General features: G+C 61.7%; 12 protein-coding genes, 5 pseudogenes and 1 other annotated feature. Of the genes and pseudogenes, 6 read left to right on the top strand and 11 right to left on the bottom strand.

Features of this window, described 5'->3' with window-relative positions:
• Positions 1–20: 20 nt before the first annotated feature.
• Positions 21–977: a TAXI family TRAP transporter solute-binding subunit gene (locus tag ShzoTeo12_RS19660; RefSeq protein WP_318913770.1), complete on the bottom strand. Its 957-nt coding sequence runs from the start codon at positions 975–977 to the stop codon at positions 21–23.
• 620 nt (positions 978–1597) lie between these two features.
• On the opposite strand from ShzoTeo12_RS19660, the gene ShzoTeo12_RS19665 reads away from it, so the two are divergent.
• From ShzoTeo12_RS19665 to ShzoTeo12_RS19675, 3 genes are all read left to right on the top strand, one after another.
• Entirely contained in the window at positions 1598–2644 is a 1047-nt protein-coding gene (locus tag ShzoTeo12_RS19665; protein WP_318913771.1) for a glycine betaine ABC transporter substrate-binding protein, read from the top strand.
• Positions 2645–2743: 99 nt separating this feature from the next.
• Positions 2744–3613: a proline/glycine betaine ABC transporter permease gene (locus tag ShzoTeo12_RS19670; RefSeq protein WP_318913773.1), complete on the top strand. Its 870-nt coding sequence runs from the start codon at positions 2744–2746 to the stop codon at positions 3611–3613.
• The gene (locus ShzoTeo12_RS19675) at positions 3613–4692 is read left to right on the top strand and encodes a betaine/proline/choline family ABC transporter ATP-binding protein (RefSeq protein WP_318913774.1); all 1080 of its coding nucleotides are present in this window, start codon (positions 3613–3615) and stop codon (positions 4690–4692) included. Before ShzoTeo12_RS19670 ends, ShzoTeo12_RS19675 begins: the two co-directional genes overlap by 1 nt.
• 170 nt (positions 4693–4862) lie before the next feature.
• Here the strand turns inward: ShzoTeo12_RS19675 and ShzoTeo12_RS19680 are convergent.
• The 5 genes and pseudogenes from ShzoTeo12_RS19680 to ShzoTeo12_RS28290 form a co-directional block, all read right to left on the bottom strand.
• Positions 4863–5222 (bottom strand): annotated as a pseudogene (locus ShzoTeo12_RS19680) (STAS domain-containing protein); the annotation flags it as partial.
• Between the two features lie 6 nt (positions 5223–5228).
• Positions 5229–5284, bottom strand: a sequence feature (sul1 is cis-regulatory element that is thought to sense ions involved in sulfur or methionine metabolism; They are found in Alphaproteobacteria).
• 72 nt (positions 5285–5356) lie between these two features.
• Positions 5357–5967: pseudogene (locus tag ShzoTeo12_RS19685) on the bottom strand (chloride channel protein); the annotation flags it as partial.
• 143 nt (positions 5968–6110) lie between these two features.
• Positions 6111–7043: a bile acid:sodium symporter family protein gene (locus ShzoTeo12_RS19690; protein ID WP_318913776.1), complete on the bottom strand. Its 933-nt coding sequence runs from the start codon at positions 7041–7043 to the stop codon at positions 6111–6113.
• A 124-nt stretch (positions 7044–7167) separates the two neighbouring features.
• Positions 7168–7458: pseudogene (locus tag ShzoTeo12_RS19695) on the bottom strand (transposase domain-containing protein); the annotation flags it as partial.
• A 1-nt stretch (position 7459) separates the two neighbouring features.
• Positions 7460–7965: pseudogene (locus ShzoTeo12_RS28290) on the bottom strand (hypothetical protein); the annotation flags it as partial.
• A 234-nt stretch (positions 7966–8199) separates the two neighbouring features.
• Between ShzoTeo12_RS28290 and ShzoTeo12_RS19705 the strand changes: the two are divergent.
• Positions 8200–8520 carry a helix-turn-helix domain-containing protein gene (locus ShzoTeo12_RS19705; protein WP_318913780.1) on the top strand — a complete coding sequence of 107 codons (321 nt, stop codon included), beginning with the start codon at positions 8200–8202 and terminating at the stop codon, positions 8518–8520.
• Positions 8513–9766 (top strand): type II toxin-antitoxin system HipA family toxin, encoded by a 1254-nt coding sequence (locus ShzoTeo12_RS19710; RefSeq protein ID WP_318913715.1) that lies wholly within the window; start codon positions 8513–8515, stop codon positions 9764–9766. Before ShzoTeo12_RS19705 ends, ShzoTeo12_RS19710 begins: the two co-directional genes overlap by 8 nt.
• Positions 9767–9797: 31 nt before the next feature.
• On the opposite strand, the gene ShzoTeo12_RS19715 is transcribed toward ShzoTeo12_RS19710, so the two are convergent.
• Positions 9798–10694: a recombinase family protein gene (locus tag ShzoTeo12_RS19715; protein WP_318913781.1), complete on the bottom strand. Its 897-nt coding sequence runs from the start codon at positions 10692–10694 to the stop codon at positions 9798–9800.
• Between the two features lie 80 nt (positions 10695–10774).
• On the opposite strand from ShzoTeo12_RS19715, the pseudogene ShzoTeo12_RS19720 reads away from it, so the two are divergent.
• Positions 10775–10903 (top strand): annotated as a pseudogene (locus ShzoTeo12_RS19720) (IS3 family transposase); the annotation flags it as partial.
• A gap of 392 nt (positions 10904–11295) precedes the next feature.
• On the opposite strand, the gene ShzoTeo12_RS19725 reads toward ShzoTeo12_RS19720, so the two are convergent.
• Genes ShzoTeo12_RS19725 through ShzoTeo12_RS19740 form a run of 4 tightly spaced genes read right to left on the bottom strand, consistent with a single transcriptional unit; the run spans position 11296 to position 15595 of the window.
• A complete protein-coding gene (locus ShzoTeo12_RS19725; RefSeq protein ID WP_318913783.1) occupies positions 11296–11577 on the bottom strand; it encodes a cupin domain-containing protein in 282 nt (93 codons plus the stop codon).
• Positions 11574–12206 carry a class I SAM-dependent methyltransferase gene (locus ShzoTeo12_RS19730; protein WP_318913784.1) on the bottom strand — a complete coding sequence of 211 codons (633 nt, stop codon included), beginning with the start codon at positions 12204–12206 and terminating at the stop codon, positions 11574–11576. Before ShzoTeo12_RS19730 ends, ShzoTeo12_RS19725 begins: the two co-directional genes overlap by 4 nt.
• 13 nt (positions 12207–12219) lie before the next feature.
• Positions 12220–13479, bottom strand: coding sequence for an MFS transporter (locus ShzoTeo12_RS19735; RefSeq protein ID WP_318913785.1), 1260 nt, complete (start codon positions 13477–13479; stop codon positions 12220–12222).
• A 1-nt stretch (position 13480) separates the two neighbouring features.
• Complete coding sequence (locus ShzoTeo12_RS19740) at positions 13481–15595, bottom strand: TonB-dependent receptor (protein WP_318913786.1); 2115 nt, start codon at positions 15593–15595, stop codon at positions 13481–13483.
• Positions 15596–15619 lie beyond the last annotated feature (24 nt).

Raw genomic sequence — 15619 nt, forward strand, 5'->3', positions numbered from 1 at the left:
CATGGATTGTCCCGGACCCGTCAGAGCAGCCCCTTTTCCTTGTAGAAGCGCTCGGCGCCAGGATGCAGTGGGATCGGCATGCCCTTCAGCGCCTCCTTGAGGTCGATCTGCTCGGCCGCTTTGTGCGCGGCGACCATGGCCGGAAGGTTCTCGAAGAGCTGTTTGGTCATCTGGTAGGCGGTCTCGTCCGAAACCTCCGAATGGGTCACGAGGAAGTTGACGACGGCGACCGTCGGAACGTCCTTGTCCTGGCCCTGGTAGGTGCCCGCCGGAACGGTGGCGGCGATGTAGGGCGCACCGAGCTTGGTGGCGATGTCTTCCGGAACGGCGACCATCTGGACGTCGAGCGAGGTGGCAAGGTCCTTGAAGGATGAGACGCCGAGGCCTGCCGATTGCAGCGTGGCGTCGAGCTGGCGGTTCTTCATCAGTTCGACGGATTCGGCGAACGGCAGGTATTCCGTCTTGCCAAGGTCGTCATAGCTCATGCCGGCGGCCGTCAGGATGGCGCGGGCGTTGAGCTCCGTGCCGGATTTTGGCGCGCCGACCGAAAGGCTCTTGCCCTTGAAGTCGGCAAGCGTGGCGATGCCCGATTCCTTTGACGCCATGATCTGGATGTAGTTGGGATAGATAGCGGCGATGCCGCGCAGTTTGTCGAGCGGCGCCTTGAACCCGGCCTCGGCGTCGCCCTCCCAGGCGAGCTTAACGGAATCGCCGAGCGCGAAGGCGATCTCGCCACGGCCCTGCTGCAGCAGGTTCAGGTTCTCGACCGACGCCTTGGTCGCCTGGACCTGGACGCGCGAGCCTTCGATCTTGTCGCCGTAGATCTTGGACAGGGCGACGCCGAGCGGATAATACACCCCGGACGTGCCGCCGGTCAGGACGTTGATGAATTCGTCGGACCGCGCCGATGTGACGGACGCGGCCATGGCCAGGGTGGCGACAGCCGCGATGGCGGCGCGTTTGACGGCTTTCTTCATGGAAAACTCCTCCCGTTGTGCAAAGGACGCGGTTCTCTCCTACCGCGCCATCCTCCATTCATTGCAAGAGCCGGGCCAAATCTAAACCATTGTATTTTCTCGCAGTGAGCCATGGATGGAAGATCGATCAGGCAGGAAATTGCCAGATCATGACTTGGTTCGGCAATAATATGCCGAAGAAAACTCCCGAATCGATGTTCCCGGCGGTCAGCACGATCGCCTTTTAAGGTCGGAGTGTCGATTTCCGCTTGCCGCCCAGACGATGGCGGGGATGTCGGATGCATCGTGCATGCATCCATGCAAAGGCGTGCGGGAGCCAGTTCGATACCTGCCCGGTGTTTCCTCAAACTCCAGCGGTCGAGGTCAGACCGAGCGTTGTGCATGAACTCAAACCCTGCTCGATAGACGGGGAATGAGAATTTTTTTCCACCAAAAAATTTACGTAGAAACATGATTTCTGTTTGATTGAATCGTGATGAATTTTTTGAATATACAATCGTATACTTTCATATGTAGAAGAGATCGATTTGTGCGTAATATAAATGTATCCTGCAAGAATTTGACAGGGTATTTCATGGTTGATAGCCTTAATCCATTGAAATGAATGGATGGGGTTATATATGCTTAGAAAATCGTTTGTCGCTACCGCTCTGATTGGTCTTTCCTTTCTCCCTGCTGGCGTGATTGCTGCCGCTTCTACGAGTGCAATTGCAAACGCGCAGGATGCTGCTGCATGTGGTACCGAGAAGAAGATCGACATAGCCGAGATGACCTGGCCATCGGCGGCGGCGCTTGCGCATATCCATGCGATCATCCTGGAGCACGGTTACGGCTGCTCGGTCGAGATTGTGACGGGCGACACGGTTCCGACCTCCGCATCGATGATTTCGCGCGGCACGCCTGCCGTTGCACCGGAACTTTGGACCAGCACGGTCGAGGAAGCCTGGGAGAAGGGCATTGCAGACGGTATCGTCGTCAAGCTCGGCGATGCCATCACAGACGGCACGGTCGAGGGCTGGTTCATTCCGCGCTACATGCAGGAAAAGCATCCCGAACTGAAGAGCGCCGAAGCGGTGATCGCTCGGCCCGACCTTTTCCCGGACCCGGAGAACGGCGACAAGGGGCGGCTGTATTCGTGCCCTCCCGGCTGGGCGTGTGAGCTGTCTACCTCGGCACTCTATGAAGCCTTCGATATGTCCGGCAAGGGGTGGAACCTATTCTCGCCAGGCTCCGGCGGGGCTCTCGATGCCTCGATTGCGCGCGCCTTCACCCGCGAGGAACCGATCCTGTTCTACTACTGGGGGCCAACCTCGATCCTCGGTAAATTCGATGCGGTCCAGCTCGACCTCGGCCCGGCAAAGCCGGACGTCTATGCCTGCAATACGGACACCGACTGCACGGACGCCCCGGGCATCACCGCTTACCCGTCTTCCCCGGCGATTATCGGCGCTGCGTCCTGGTTGCCGAAGGAAGCGCCGGCCGTCGCCGCTTATATGGCCAAGGCCGGCCTGAGCAATGCCCAGATCAGTAAGCTTCTCGTCTATGGCGACGAGAACAAGGCCGATGCGGCCGAAACCGCTCGCAACTTCCTCAAGACGGAGCAGGACGTTTGGACGGGCTGGGTTCCGGTCGAGGTTGCCGAGAAGGTACGCGCCTTCCTGAAGTGATGGCGGCGCGGTCATCTCAACGTCTGCAAGCGACCGGGCCATCTGCCCGGTCGCATTTTCTTCTGGCGGGTTTTCAATCGTATATTTCAAGGGGAGCGGATGTTTCCGGAACTGATCGACACAAGGCCGCTCAGGCGCACCGTCGACGACGGGTTGAGCTGGGTGGTGCGCAACTGGGGCGGCGAGCTTGAAACCGCGGCCTATCCATTGCTGATGCTGCTGAACTGGATCGAGCGCCTGCTCATCGCGACGCCGTGGTGGCTGTTCATCGCCTTCTTCGTCGGCCTCGCCTTCATGGCGACACGCAATTGGCGACTGCCGCTTGTCGTCTTCCTGGGACTGGTTTTCCTCGGCCTGATGCAATTGTGGCGTGACGCGATGATAACCACGGCGCTGATGATTGCTGCCACGCTGACGGCGATCGTCATTTCCATTCCGGTCGGCGTGTGGATGTCGCGTTCGGACCGTGTCCGCCAGATGGTGACGCCCGTGCTCGACCTGATGCAGACCCTGCCGAGCTTCGTCTACCTCATTCCGACGGTGATGATCTTCGGGCCGGGCAAGATACCCGCGCTGCTCGCCACCATAGTCTACGCATCGCCACCGCTAATCCGCTTGACGGATCTCGGCCTGCGCAACGTGGACCCGGCGGTGATGGAGGCGAGCCGCGCGTTCGGCACCTCGGCCACGCAACGTTTGTTCGGGGTGCAAATTCCCCTTGCGCTGCCCACCATCCTCGCCGGCATCAACCAGACGACGATGATGGCGCTCGCCATGGTCGTCATCGCCTCGATGATCGGTGCGGGCGGCCTCGGCTATCAGGTGCTTCAGGGCATCGGCCGGCTTGAGGTCAGCCGCGGGCTGTTCGCCGGTCTCGGCATCGTCGCACTCGCCATCGTGTTCGATCGCATCACTCAGGCCTATGGGCGCCGTCTCCAGGAGCGGATCGGCGTTGGGGAGGTTCGCTGATGACAGAGCATGCTCAGCTTCATGATCCCGCTTCTGCGCCCGGCTCGGACGAGCTTGCCATCATCATGCGGGGCGTCACCAAGATCTTCGGCCCGGATCCGCAGGCGGCGCTGGCGCTGCTGCGGCAGGGCAGCTCCAAGGCCGACGTGCAGGCCGAGACCGGCCATGTGGTCGGTCTCGACAATGTCTCGCTCGATATCGAGAAAGGGCAGATCTATGTCGTGATGGGGCTTTCCGGCTCCGGCAAGTCGACGCTGATCCGCCATGTCAACCGGCTGATCGAGCCGACGGCGGGCGAAATCGTCGTCAATGGCGAGAAGGTGCTCGACATGACGATGGCGCAGCTCGGCGATTTCCGGCGCACCCGCATCGCCATGGTGTTCCAGAAGTTCGGATTGCTGCCGCATCGTTCCGTCATCGACAATGTCGCCTATGGCCTGGAAACGCGCGGCATGAGCAAGGCCGAGCGGCTGGAAAAGGCCGCGCACTGGATCGGGATCGTCGGACTTTCCGGCTACGAGAAGTCACGACCGCGCCAGCTCTCCGGCGGTCAGCAGCAGCGTGTCGGCCTTGCCCGGGCGCTGGCCATGGACACCGATATCCTGCTGATGGACGAAGCTTTCTCCGCGCTCGATCCCCTGATCCGTTCGGGCATGCAGGAACAGCTTCTCGAACTGCAATCCTCGCTGAACAAGACCATTCTGTTCATTACGCATGATTTCGACGAAGCTCTGAAGATCGGAAACCGGATCGCCGTGCTCAAGGACGGGGCCGTGCAGCAGGTGGGCAAGCCGGAGGAGATCGTTCTCAACCCGGCCAACGCCCATATCGAGGAGTTCGTTCGCGATGTGAACAAGGCGCGGGCCATCCATATCCGCACGATCATGGAGAAGGGAGCATTCGAGCCTTGCGAGATGGCGATGCCGGCCGATGCGCGTTGCGAGGACGTGCTGCCCTGTTTCGACCAGCATGAATGGGTGGGTGTTCTCGATGAGGCAGGCAGGCAGATCGGACGTGTCAGGGCACGCCATGTGATCAAGGCACTGGCGCGCTATGCGCCGTCAAATGGGTCGTTGTAGAAAATGCTGTTCGGCCCGGCGCCGCGACGCCGAATTGGAAAGGCCCGGCCGAAGCCGGGCCTTCCTATGTTTCGGAACGAACCCGTGGTAGGGCTGCGTCGGAATTTGAAGACGAGCGCCTTCCAAGGGAAGCGAGTCCCGCGCGGCCGCGAAATCGGGCCGCCAGAACCTTAATGGTCCGCTCCTGCCGATAGGGCAGCATGTTCGTTGTCGTGGAGGGTGAAGCGGTCAAGCATGTGCGCACGCGCCTCGTTGACGCCGATTACCGAGGCCTCGATGCCTTGGCGGCGGTGTTTGAGGACGATCTTGTCGAGCGCGCCGATGGCGGTGATGCCCCTCAGATGCGCTTGCGACACGTCGATCGTTACCTTGCGGAGCGGCTCGGCGAAATCGAAGGCGGCGATGAAGCTCTCCGCCGAGGCGAAGAATATCTGGCCGTCGACATGATAGGTGCGCTCGTAGCCCGTATCGTTCAGCACGGAGCGAACGTGGAAGAGCCTCGCAACCTTGCCGGCGAAGAACAGGCCTGATCGATATGTTGTCTGGCCGATCGGCGGCCAGAAGAGCCACTCGGAGTTTTACCAGATCCGGGAAACGAAGCCGTTATAGAAAATGTTGCGCGCGGCTCAACACCGTTCCGCCTTCCACATGCATCGGGACGCATTCATGCGCTTGGCGGAATTTCTTCCTGTCCCTTCTCCGCTGCCCGCCGCGCCCGGATGGCCGCGGCGATGAAGACGCGCGCCAGCCCATGGTAGAGCGGTTCGCGCGAGAGGATGCGCGACATCAGGTAGCCGAGCATTGCCACGGCCATGATGGGGATCACGGCCTCGTGGTCGCCGGTCATTTCGAGGATGATGACGAAGGCGGTCATCGGCGCCTGCACGACGCCGGCGAAGTATCCCGCCATGCCGAGCACTGCCGAAAGGGCGATGCTCGTGCCGAGGAGCGAGCCAAGCGTGCTGCCGAGGCCGGCCCCGACCGAAAGCGATGGTGCGAAGATGCCGCCGGGTATGCCTGAAAGCATGGAGAGGAAGCCGGCTGCGAATTTTTCGAGGAAGAAAAGCAGCGGCAGAGCTTGGCCCTGCACGGCGCCCTTGGCCTGCTCGTAGCCTGTGCCGAAGGTCTTGCCGCCGGAGATGACGCCGATGGCGGCGATGGCAAGGCCGCAGAAAAGCGCCAGCAGCACCATGCGCTTCATCGGTGCCGGCTGCGCCCAGCGGCGGATGCGCTGGCCGAATGCAGCGCCATGCCGCTGAAGGCGGCGTCAAGGGCATTCAGAACGGTCACGGCGGTCCTCTTCGCCAGGAGTGCTCATTGTACCAACCGACAGCCGGGCGCAGCAGCGCCGAGGTTACCTCGGTCACCGGATCGTTGCACGGGAGTTGCCAAACTGCAACTTTAGAATGTGCGGCCTGTCAGGCCTCTTCCTTTCTCCCAGCGAACCAGTTGGCCAGCAGTGCGCCCGAGATGTTGTGCCAGACGCTGAAAATGGCGCTGGGAACGGCGGCGAGCGGCGAGAAATAGGCCGTCGCCAACGCCGCGCCGAGACCCGAATTCTGCATGCCGACCTCGATGGCAATCGCCTTGCGCTTGGCAAGGGAAAGCCCCGTGACCTTCGCCGCGAAGAAGCCGAGCAGATAGCCGAGCCCGTTGTGAAGGACGACGACGGCGAAGATCATCAGGCCGGATTGAACGATCGACGCCTTCGACGCGCCGACAACGGCGGAAACGATGAGGACGATGCCGATGACGCTCACGAGTGGCAGCGCGGGCACCGCCGTCTTGACGACGCCGGGCAGCAGCTTCTGAAGGAGTGCACCGAGGGCGAGCGGCACGAGGACGACCTTGACGATGCTGAGGAACATGGCCCAGCCGTCGACGGGAAGGTACTGGCTGGCAAACAGCCAGACGAGGAAGGGCGTGATGAGCGGCGCGGCCAGCGTCGTGACGGAGGTGCAAGCCACCGACAGCGCGACGTCGCCCTTCGACAGGTAGGTCATGACATTCGAAGACGTACCGCCGGGGCAGCAGCCGACGAGGATGACACCCGCCGCTACTTCCGGCGGCATCGGGATGATCCGCGTCAGCAGGACGGCGAGAAGCGGCATGATGAGGAACTGGCCGAGCACGCCGATGGCGACATCGAAGGGACGCTTCACCACTTCGCGGAAGTCTTCAACCGACAAGGTCAGTCCCATGCCGAACATGATGATCGCCAGAAGCGTGACGATCCAAGGACCGAACTGCTTGAAGGTATCGGGAAAAAAGAAACCGAGGACCGCGAAGAGGATGACCCAGCCGGCGAAGGTCTTGCCGACGAAAGCCGAAACGGATGCCAGTGCTTTCACAATGCTTGCTCCAACCGAAAATACCTGCCGCGGGTCTATACGCGCCAGCCTTTCTGTCAAGCGAGGAATCGTGACCGGAAAGAACGATTGCTTTGATGCCGCGTGTACGTCGTAGGCGGTGTTGTCAGGCCACTGCTTTGGCGTCTGGCATCTCGGCATAGGCCCATGGCAACAGGTCATCAATCTGGCTGTTGGGATGGCCATTGACGATCTTGGTGATTACGTCGGTGAGATAGGCCATCGGCTCGACGCCGTTGAGCTTCGCCGTTTCAATCAGTGAGGCGATTGTCGCCCAATGCTCGGCTCCGGCGTCGGAGCCGGCGAACAACGCTTTTTTCCGATTGAGGGCGATCGGTCTGATGGACCGTTCGACAGTATTGAAGTCGATCTCGATGCGGTCGTCATCGATGAAGCGTGTCGTCGAGTTCCTCGGCCATATTCTGATTGGCATTGGCTACAGATGCCCGGGTGTGGGGCGAAAGCGAACCGCCGCCATAGGTGACACCAGGAAAGCGGATCGCATAACGCTGCTTGCTGGCTGCCGCCTGGTAGCGGCGGTACTCAGTCGAACCTGAGATGATTACTCAGCAAACCCCGTCGGTCGCAGCGCGCTTCGGTTTTCTGGTCGAGGAAACTGGCGCTGTCTTTTTGACTGCCTCACTTTTGCTCATCTGGGTATACTGCTTTGCCGGCGGGCGTCTTCGCTAACGGGAGGCGCCTTAAGCCATCGGATGATCGCGGTCCAGTCGAGATGTCCATTCAGGATCGGTGGCAGCTTGCGGTACATGATGAGGCTGATCAGATAGGGGCGAAGATTCTCCAGCACCTGCTTGGAGGATATCGGTGCAATACGCACCTCGCGGAATTCCGAAATTTTTCGCTGAAAATGACGTGATGAAAGATCGTGTTTGGGCATCCTCATCCGTTTCTCTCTGGCATCAGTGCCGGGGCGAACGGAAATAGGGACGTGCCTTTAAAGTATGTATGGTGGACGCGACTCGTTGGCCGTTACGCGGCCGTTCAGAAAGCAGCATAAATGATATTAATACGGATCAATTAATGCTATATGATACGTATTTATATCTTTTCCGTTGACCGAGCTCAGAAAGTTTGAGATAGCTTGCCCTGCTCCACGGAGAACTTTTGGGTAGGTAGGATGGCACGGTCTGAGTCGGATGCCTTGCTGGAAATCGGGCAGTTGCTGAAGGCTACGCGTAAAGGCAGGCAACTGACGCAGGAACAGGTTGCCGACATGGCGGGTATATCGCGCCCCCGCTATCGTGAGATAGAAGCCGGAAGCAGTGCTGCGCGCACGACGACCCTGATCAACATCGGCCGCGCCCTCGGGCTTGAACTGATGCTTATACCGCAGACTATGGTTCCGGCCGTCAGCGCGCTGCTGCGGCCGCAGGATGATCTCGACGATCTCCCGGCATTCATGGCTCATCCGGACGGGGACGGGGATGAGAATGTCTGAATCATCTTCCAATCCGAGGTCCATCTCGTCGCTCAGCGTGCTGTTGAACGATGTGAAGGTCGGTACGATTGTCAGGACGCCTGGCGATTTCAACGCCTTCAGCTTCGAGGACAGCTATCGCGCCACGGGCGGCTTCCCGGTGCTCAGCCTGTCTTTTCGCGCAGTCACTGGCGGCTTGCGCAAGGACCCGAAACCCGTCGCCAGAGCGTTGCCGGCGTTCTTCGCCAATCTGCTTCCCGAAGACAAGCTGCGCGAGGCAATGGAAAAACACCACGCGGGGAGTGTTCGCGCGGGAAACGATTTCGATCTGCTCGTCGCACTGGGTTCGGATCTGCCAGGCGCCGTCCGCGTCGTGCCGAGCGACAGGACGATTGCTCGTCTCGACAATCTGCCCTCTAGCAAGCCGAAAGCCCGGTTTTCGCTCGCCGGCGTTCAGATGAAGCTTTCGGTCATCAAGAACACGGGGAAGGGCGGTGGACTGACGTTGCCGATCGGCGACGAGCAGGGGGCCTACATTGCCAAGTTTCCATCGACCTCGTTTCCCGGCGTGTCGGAAAATGAATATGCCAATCTTGCACTGGCTGAAGCGATCGGCATGGAGGTTCCGGAGCGTGAACTCGTCGAGCAATCAGAGTTCGAAGGTATCCCGAAGGAGTTCGAGACGCTGTCGGACGGTAGAGTCCTGCTCGTCAAACGTTTCGATCGTGGCGCAAACGGCGAGCGGATCCATATCGAGGATTTCGCGCAGGTATTCGGCGTCTATCCTTCGCGGAAGTACGAAGGAGCTGCATATCATGATATCGCCGCAGCCTTGAACATTGCCGTTTCGCCCGACGCTGCGCTCGAGTTCGTCCGCCGACTGGCTCTGGCTGCCATAACCGGCAATGGTGACATGCACCTGAAAAACTGGTCGCTGATCTATCGCGAAGCGGGCGACAAACCGGAGTTTGCGCCTGTCTACGACGTGCTCTCGACGATCCCTTACATCCCAGCAGATGCCATGGCTCTGTCGCTCGCCGGCGAGCGCCCCTTCAAGGCGTTGAATGCGCAACGATGGAAAGCCTTCGCCAATCGCGCGCGCTTGCCGGAAGCGGCTGTGCTTAAAGCGGTGGTCGATACGGTCGAGCGCGTCAACGAAGTTTGGTGGTCGCTGCCGGAACGTAGTGTCGCTCCGGCGAAGGTTCTCGAGCGTATCGATACGCATGTAAGGCTGATGACGCCGATCCTTGGCACGTGCGCGGAGTGAAGCCATCCGGCCGAACGGTACGAGCCTTGTCCTAGCCCGCGCGCCAGTTCTCCTGGCGGGTCTTCACCCGTTGCCAAAGGGCATTTTCAACAATTCTGAGCGACGGCACCTCCTGCACGACATGGTGTTCGACAGCATTCTCCCGAGAGACCCGACGTTCTGTCGCAGGATTTTTCCGGTAGGCGAGGCGGTTGAAGACGATCAGTCCGATATAGGCCTGATTGTTCAGAATGCCGCTCCCACGATTACGATGACCGCGAATAGCGGTCCCTTGCCAAGGTCGACCGCGCGGGCCGGGTACACCGCGTGCATTGAGTTCGTCAGCGATCCTGACCGGGCTCATGCCGTCTGCATACCGCTCAAAAATCCAGACGATGGTTGCCGCCTCAGCGATGTCGATCGAACGCAGGCCGCGCACCGGCTCCCCGCTATCGTCGAACTCACGTCGCACTCTGTAGCCGTAACAGATACCACCTGGCACCCGGCCATGCCTGGCGACAGTCTTCATGCCTTCGCGCGTGCGATAGCGAACCTGTTCGAGCACCTCTTGATTGAGAACCGCCCTCAGTCCCAATTCCATTGACGACACCGCTGCGGCGCCGTGTACCGTCCACAGTTCGACATCATGAAACTGCAGGATCTTGAGAATGCGAGCACTGTGCTCGAGGTCGCGGGAAAGGCGATCGAGAGTGAGGCATAGAAAGACGTCATAGGCGCCAGTGCTCGACCTGGCCAATGCGGCCTGGAGACCGGGCCGCGTCTCAAATGACGAGCCGCTGACACCAGCATCAACGAAGGTGTCGGCCAGATCCCAGCCTTGCCGCATGACGAATTCCTTTCCGAGATCGAGCTGGGTTTCGATCGAAGCGGGGTTTTGTTGATCTGTCGAATAACGCGCGTAAAGTACGACGCGCTTGAGGGCATGCATAGTGATCGTTCTCCCTGGTTTGAATCGCGGTCACCATGATAGAGATCGAGTATGGGATTCGGGGTATTCATTCATCGCACCACCGTTCACGCGATGAAGCACGTCGGGACGTGTTCGACTACATTGAAATGTTCTGCAGCCCGAAACGGAAACACGTCAGGAACGGAATGCTGTCGCCCGTCGAGTTCGAGAAGCAGCAGAAAATCTAACCCGAGGGCGTCGACGAAACTCGGGGCTATTCAATGAGTTGGTCTTGACTTGCGGCGGTATCAATGTCTGGAAGCGCTTCTCTGTCGTTCATATCTTATTCTTGATAAGCGGTATTCACAAATGGGCGAGATGTCAGGTCATGACGTATAAAAGGCACGACCGAATAGAGTCGTTGTTCCCACCTTGAGAGGGGATCAAGATCCTGCAGCTACTAGATAATATGGCACCAAGCGAAAATCGGAATAGCAGGATCTCAGGTTCACATCCCTTCAAGAGCTTTTGCGCTCGATACGTTAAGGAGACTTGTAAGCTTGTCCTCAAAGCGGTCGTTCGGCTCATTCGCGCTGAATGGCCTGCTTCGGGGTGGGAACGGTAGCGGGCGTCATGCCGGCTACATCTTGCCAATGAGGACAATGCGGCCTGGTTCGATGACACGGATGGCGTGCTCGACGCCCGCCTCGACGACGAGATGGTCGCCCGGCCCGCAGGGGAGCGTGGATCCGCTCATGCACAGCTCGAAGCGGCCGCTCACGACGATGGCGAATTCCGCCGTGTCGCCCGCATGCGCGGGAATGTCGGCCTCAACCTCAGCGTCGATCACCAGCATGTCGCCGAGCTTTCCGGTGATGCGTCCGCGGAAGCCGGGTGCCTCGATGAAGGGCTCCTTCGTCATGACATGTCCTCCTTGCGGGCGATGAAGAGAATGCCGGCGCTCGCGACCTCGCGTGTCTCGACGGGCATCAGGCCGGCCTCGTGCGCCCATCGGGCCAGCGTCTCCGGTTCGTCGAAGCGCATGGTCTCCGCCATGCTGGCGGAGATCCTGGCGATCTGCTTCCGGAAGGCCGGCGGGGAGGTGATGAGCGCCAGTCGGCCGCCGGGCTTCAGCACGCGCGCCATCTCCTTCAGGCTTGCGGACGGCTCGGGAAAGAAGAAGAAGGCGTTGAGGCAATAGACCTTGTCGATCGTGCCGCTCGCGACGGGCAGGGCCGCGGCGTCGGCCTCGTGCAATGTCAGGCGGCCTTCGGCGAGCGCCCCGGCGTTCAACCGGCCGGAATTGGCGATCATGTCCGGGCTGTGGTCGATGGCGACGGCGCGACAGCCGCTTTTCAGCAGCCGGCGCAGGAAGACGCCACCGCCGCAGCCGACCTCCAGGACGAGGTCACTCCTTTGCGGCGGAAGCTGCCTGAGCGTCAGATCGAAGCCGATCTTGTGGCCGAGGGGGAAGCGGTAGAGCATATAGCCAAGAAAGCCGCCCGGCCGCCGCGCGATCCGGTCGACCATGGTGGAGGAAAGCTTCAGCATGGATGATCCTCGATTATCGGGTCACGGGGATGGAGCGCGCGGCGCGCGAGACGAAGAGAAGGGCAAGGACGAGCGCCATGCCCGCGCCGCCGAAGGCGAGCACATAGCCGGTGCGCCCCGCCACCCAGACGACGAGGCCGGCAATCGCCATCTCGCCGAGCACGTTGGCGCTCTGAAGCACGGTCACGTCCGTGCCCGCCTGTTTTCCCGCGCCGCCGAAGGCCATGATGATCGTCGCCGCCGAGACGGCGATGAAGCCGCTCGCGACCGACAGGACGCCGATGGCTGGCAGGACGGAAGACCAGCCTATCGGCAAGATGCCCGCGGCAATGAGCCCGAAGAGGGCGAAGGCGAGGGCGGCAAGTGTCATGCCCATTCCCATGGCGAGCCAGCGGTTGCGGGCCGTCAGCGCACTGCCGAGCGGGCAGCCGAACATCAGCATCGCAAGGCCGCTGAGCGTGGCGACGAAACCCGTATCCTGGTTCGACCAGCCCTGGTCGACGAGAAAGATCCTGCTGACGCTGAGCCCGCCCGCATGGGCGCCGCCATAGATGAAGGCGAGCACGAGAAGCAGTGCGATGCCGGGGCGGCGGAACGTATCGGCAAGCCGGGCCTTGCCGCCGCCTTGCGCCGTGGCGGGACGCGGCGGCTCGCGCCAGGAGAGGGCGATGGCGACGGTCAGGACCGGGAACAGCGCGAGCAGCAGGAATATGCCTTGCTGGCCGAGTGTGTCGGCGACCATCAGCACGCCGCCGCCGCCCACCATGAAGCCGCCCATCATGCCGCCGACCTGCAATGCATTGGCATAGGCAAGCCCGCGTCCGGCAAGCTGTTCGGCAGCGAGGCCATCCGTCGCGGTGTCCTGCGTGGCGCTGGCGATCGAGCCGATCATGAGCGCCGTCACCGCCATCCAGAGGCCGGCTCCTTCGAGCGGAAGGAAGGCGAGCAGAAGGAGGCAGGCGGCGAGGATTACCTGCATCAGCACGATCCAGCTCCTGCGGCGCCCGAGGCTTGCATTCCAGTGGTTGTCGACCTCCGGTGCCCAGAGGAACTTGACGATCCAGGGCAGGCCGGCGAGCGGCACCAGCGCGATGATGTCCATGGAGACGCCGCTCTGGCGCATCAGCACGGGCACCGCCTCCATGGAAAGCCCCATGGGCAAGCCTTGCGTGAAGTAGAGCGCGCCGATCATCACGAAGAAGCGCAGCCGGCCGGTTTGCGCCGGAGCAGGCGCGGCGGCGGCGAGGAGCATGGTATTGTCTTTCCCGCCCATGTCACCACACCTTGGCCAGCGTGATGCCGATCGTCCGGCCGGGGGCCGCCACGCCCATGTCGGTGCCGCTATAGCTGAAATAGTTCTTCAGGTAGCGCTCGTCCGTCAGGTTCTTCGCCCAGAGGCTGGCGCTCCAGCCGTCCTTCTCGATGCCGATATGGGCATCCACCAGATGCGTCGGTTCCTGCCGGTATCCGTTATCGGCGGTGAAGGCGTAGGAGCTGCGGAACGTATAGTCGAGACCTGCCTTCAGCACGGCGCCGGCTTCGAGCTCCCGCTCGAAGCGCAGGCCCGAGCTGACGCTGTGGCGCGGCGCGAAGGGCAGGTCGTTGCCGGTATAGACCGCGCCCATCACCGTATCGACGAAATCGTCGTATCCGGCACGGGTGTAGCCATAGCCGAACCGCAGCCCGAATTCTTCGGTGAGCTGCGCGGTGGCCTCGATCTCCAGGCCCTTCGACGTCGCCGCCGCGGCATTGCGATAGACGCGGGTGAACGGCGTCGTGTAGATCACCGCCTGCTGGTCCTTCCAGTCGATGAAGAACAGCGATGCCGCCAGGGTGAACCGGCCGTCGGCCGAGGTCGCCTTGGTGCCGAGCTCGTAGGACGTGGTGGTCTCGGGGTCGTAGCGGTTCGCCGTGCCGTCCGCCTCGATATAGGGGCTGATGCCGCCCGACTTGTAGCCGCGGCTGATCTTGGCATAGGCGATGTTGCCTTCGGACAGGTGATAGGTGAGGGCCGCTTCCGGAGAGAAGTTGGAGAAGGACACGTCGCCCTCGGCCCGGCCGGGCGTGCCGAACATGGAGCTGCCGCTCGGCGAGGAGATCTCGCTCGTCGTCGACTTTCGGTCGTAGGTGTAGCGCCCGCCGGCCGAAAGCTCCCATTGCGGCGTCAGGAAATAGCCGGCCTCGCCGAAAACCGACACCGTGTCCGCCGATTGCTCGAAAACGTCCCGGCTCCAGACATCCCGCGGGAAGGCCGCGAGGTCGAAATACTGCCTGCCCTCGAAGCGTTCATGCATGTAGAAGAGCCCGCCGCTCCAGCGGAAGACGTCGTCGTCCAGCGAGGAGAGGCGGATTTCCTGGCTGAACTGGCGCTGCGTCTCTTCCTGGGCTTGGCCGATGAAGGGCGTGGCGGTGAAGTCGCCGTCGAGGTAGCTGCTCATCTCGTGGCCGCGGAAGGCGGTGATGGAGGTCAGCCGCGCAGTTTCGAATTCATGGTCGATGCGGACGGAGAGACCGCCACTGTCGACGCTGTTCTCTGGCTCGAAATCGTGGGTCGCCTCGTGGTCGAAGGCGAGCGGCAGCGGCGCATACCAGAGCCCGCCGTCGCTGCGGTCGCGGGTGTAATCGCCGATGATCCTGATCTTCGTGCCGTCGCCGACTTCGCCGGTGGCGACGATGCGGCCGGAGAAGAGATCGGTGTCGCTGACATCCTCGCCGGTAACGAGGTTTTCGATATAGCCGCGATTGCCGCTCCAGGCGGCGGAGGCGCGTACCGCCCAGTCCGTGCCCTCGATGGGCGTCTCGAAGGCCGCCTTGAAGCGCCTGTCGAGGTCCGTGCCGATGGTTGCGGAGAATTCGCCGCCGGCGGTGTCGCCGGGTTCGCGCGAGATCAGGTTGACCGCCCCGCCGATCGTGTTCTTGCCGTAGAGCGTCGCCTGCGAGCCGCGCACCACCTCGACGCGCTCCAGGTCCTCGAGGATGAAGGGATAGCCCATCGGCCGGGCGAGATAGACGTCGTCGAGGAACATGCCGACGGCAGGCTGCCTGTCGACGCCGCCGGAAATGCCGAGCGACGTCACGCCGCGAATGCTGACCGGGCCGCCCTGTCCGTTGAAGAGCACGTTCGGCGTCCTGAAGGCGGCATCCTCCATCGTGTCCGTCCGGCCCTTGCCGAGCTCCTCGGGAATGGCGGTCACCGCGACGGGCGCCTCCTGGATCTTCTCCTCGCGCCGCCGCGCGGTGACGACGATCTGTTCGAGGACGGTTGCCCCGGACGTGGTGCCGCTGGCCTCCTGCTCCTGCGCGGCAGGCGAGCCGGCGTCGATGAGAACGAGGCCCGTGGCCGCAAGGACGGTCGCGGCGCGCAGGGCGGCGTGGCGTTTTCCATTCATGATGAAATTCCCTCATGTTTGCGA

The organism is Shinella zoogloeoides (assembly GCF_033705735.1).
Lineage (GTDB): Bacteria > Pseudomonadota > Alphaproteobacteria > Rhizobiales > Rhizobiaceae > Shinella > Shinella zoogloeoides_A.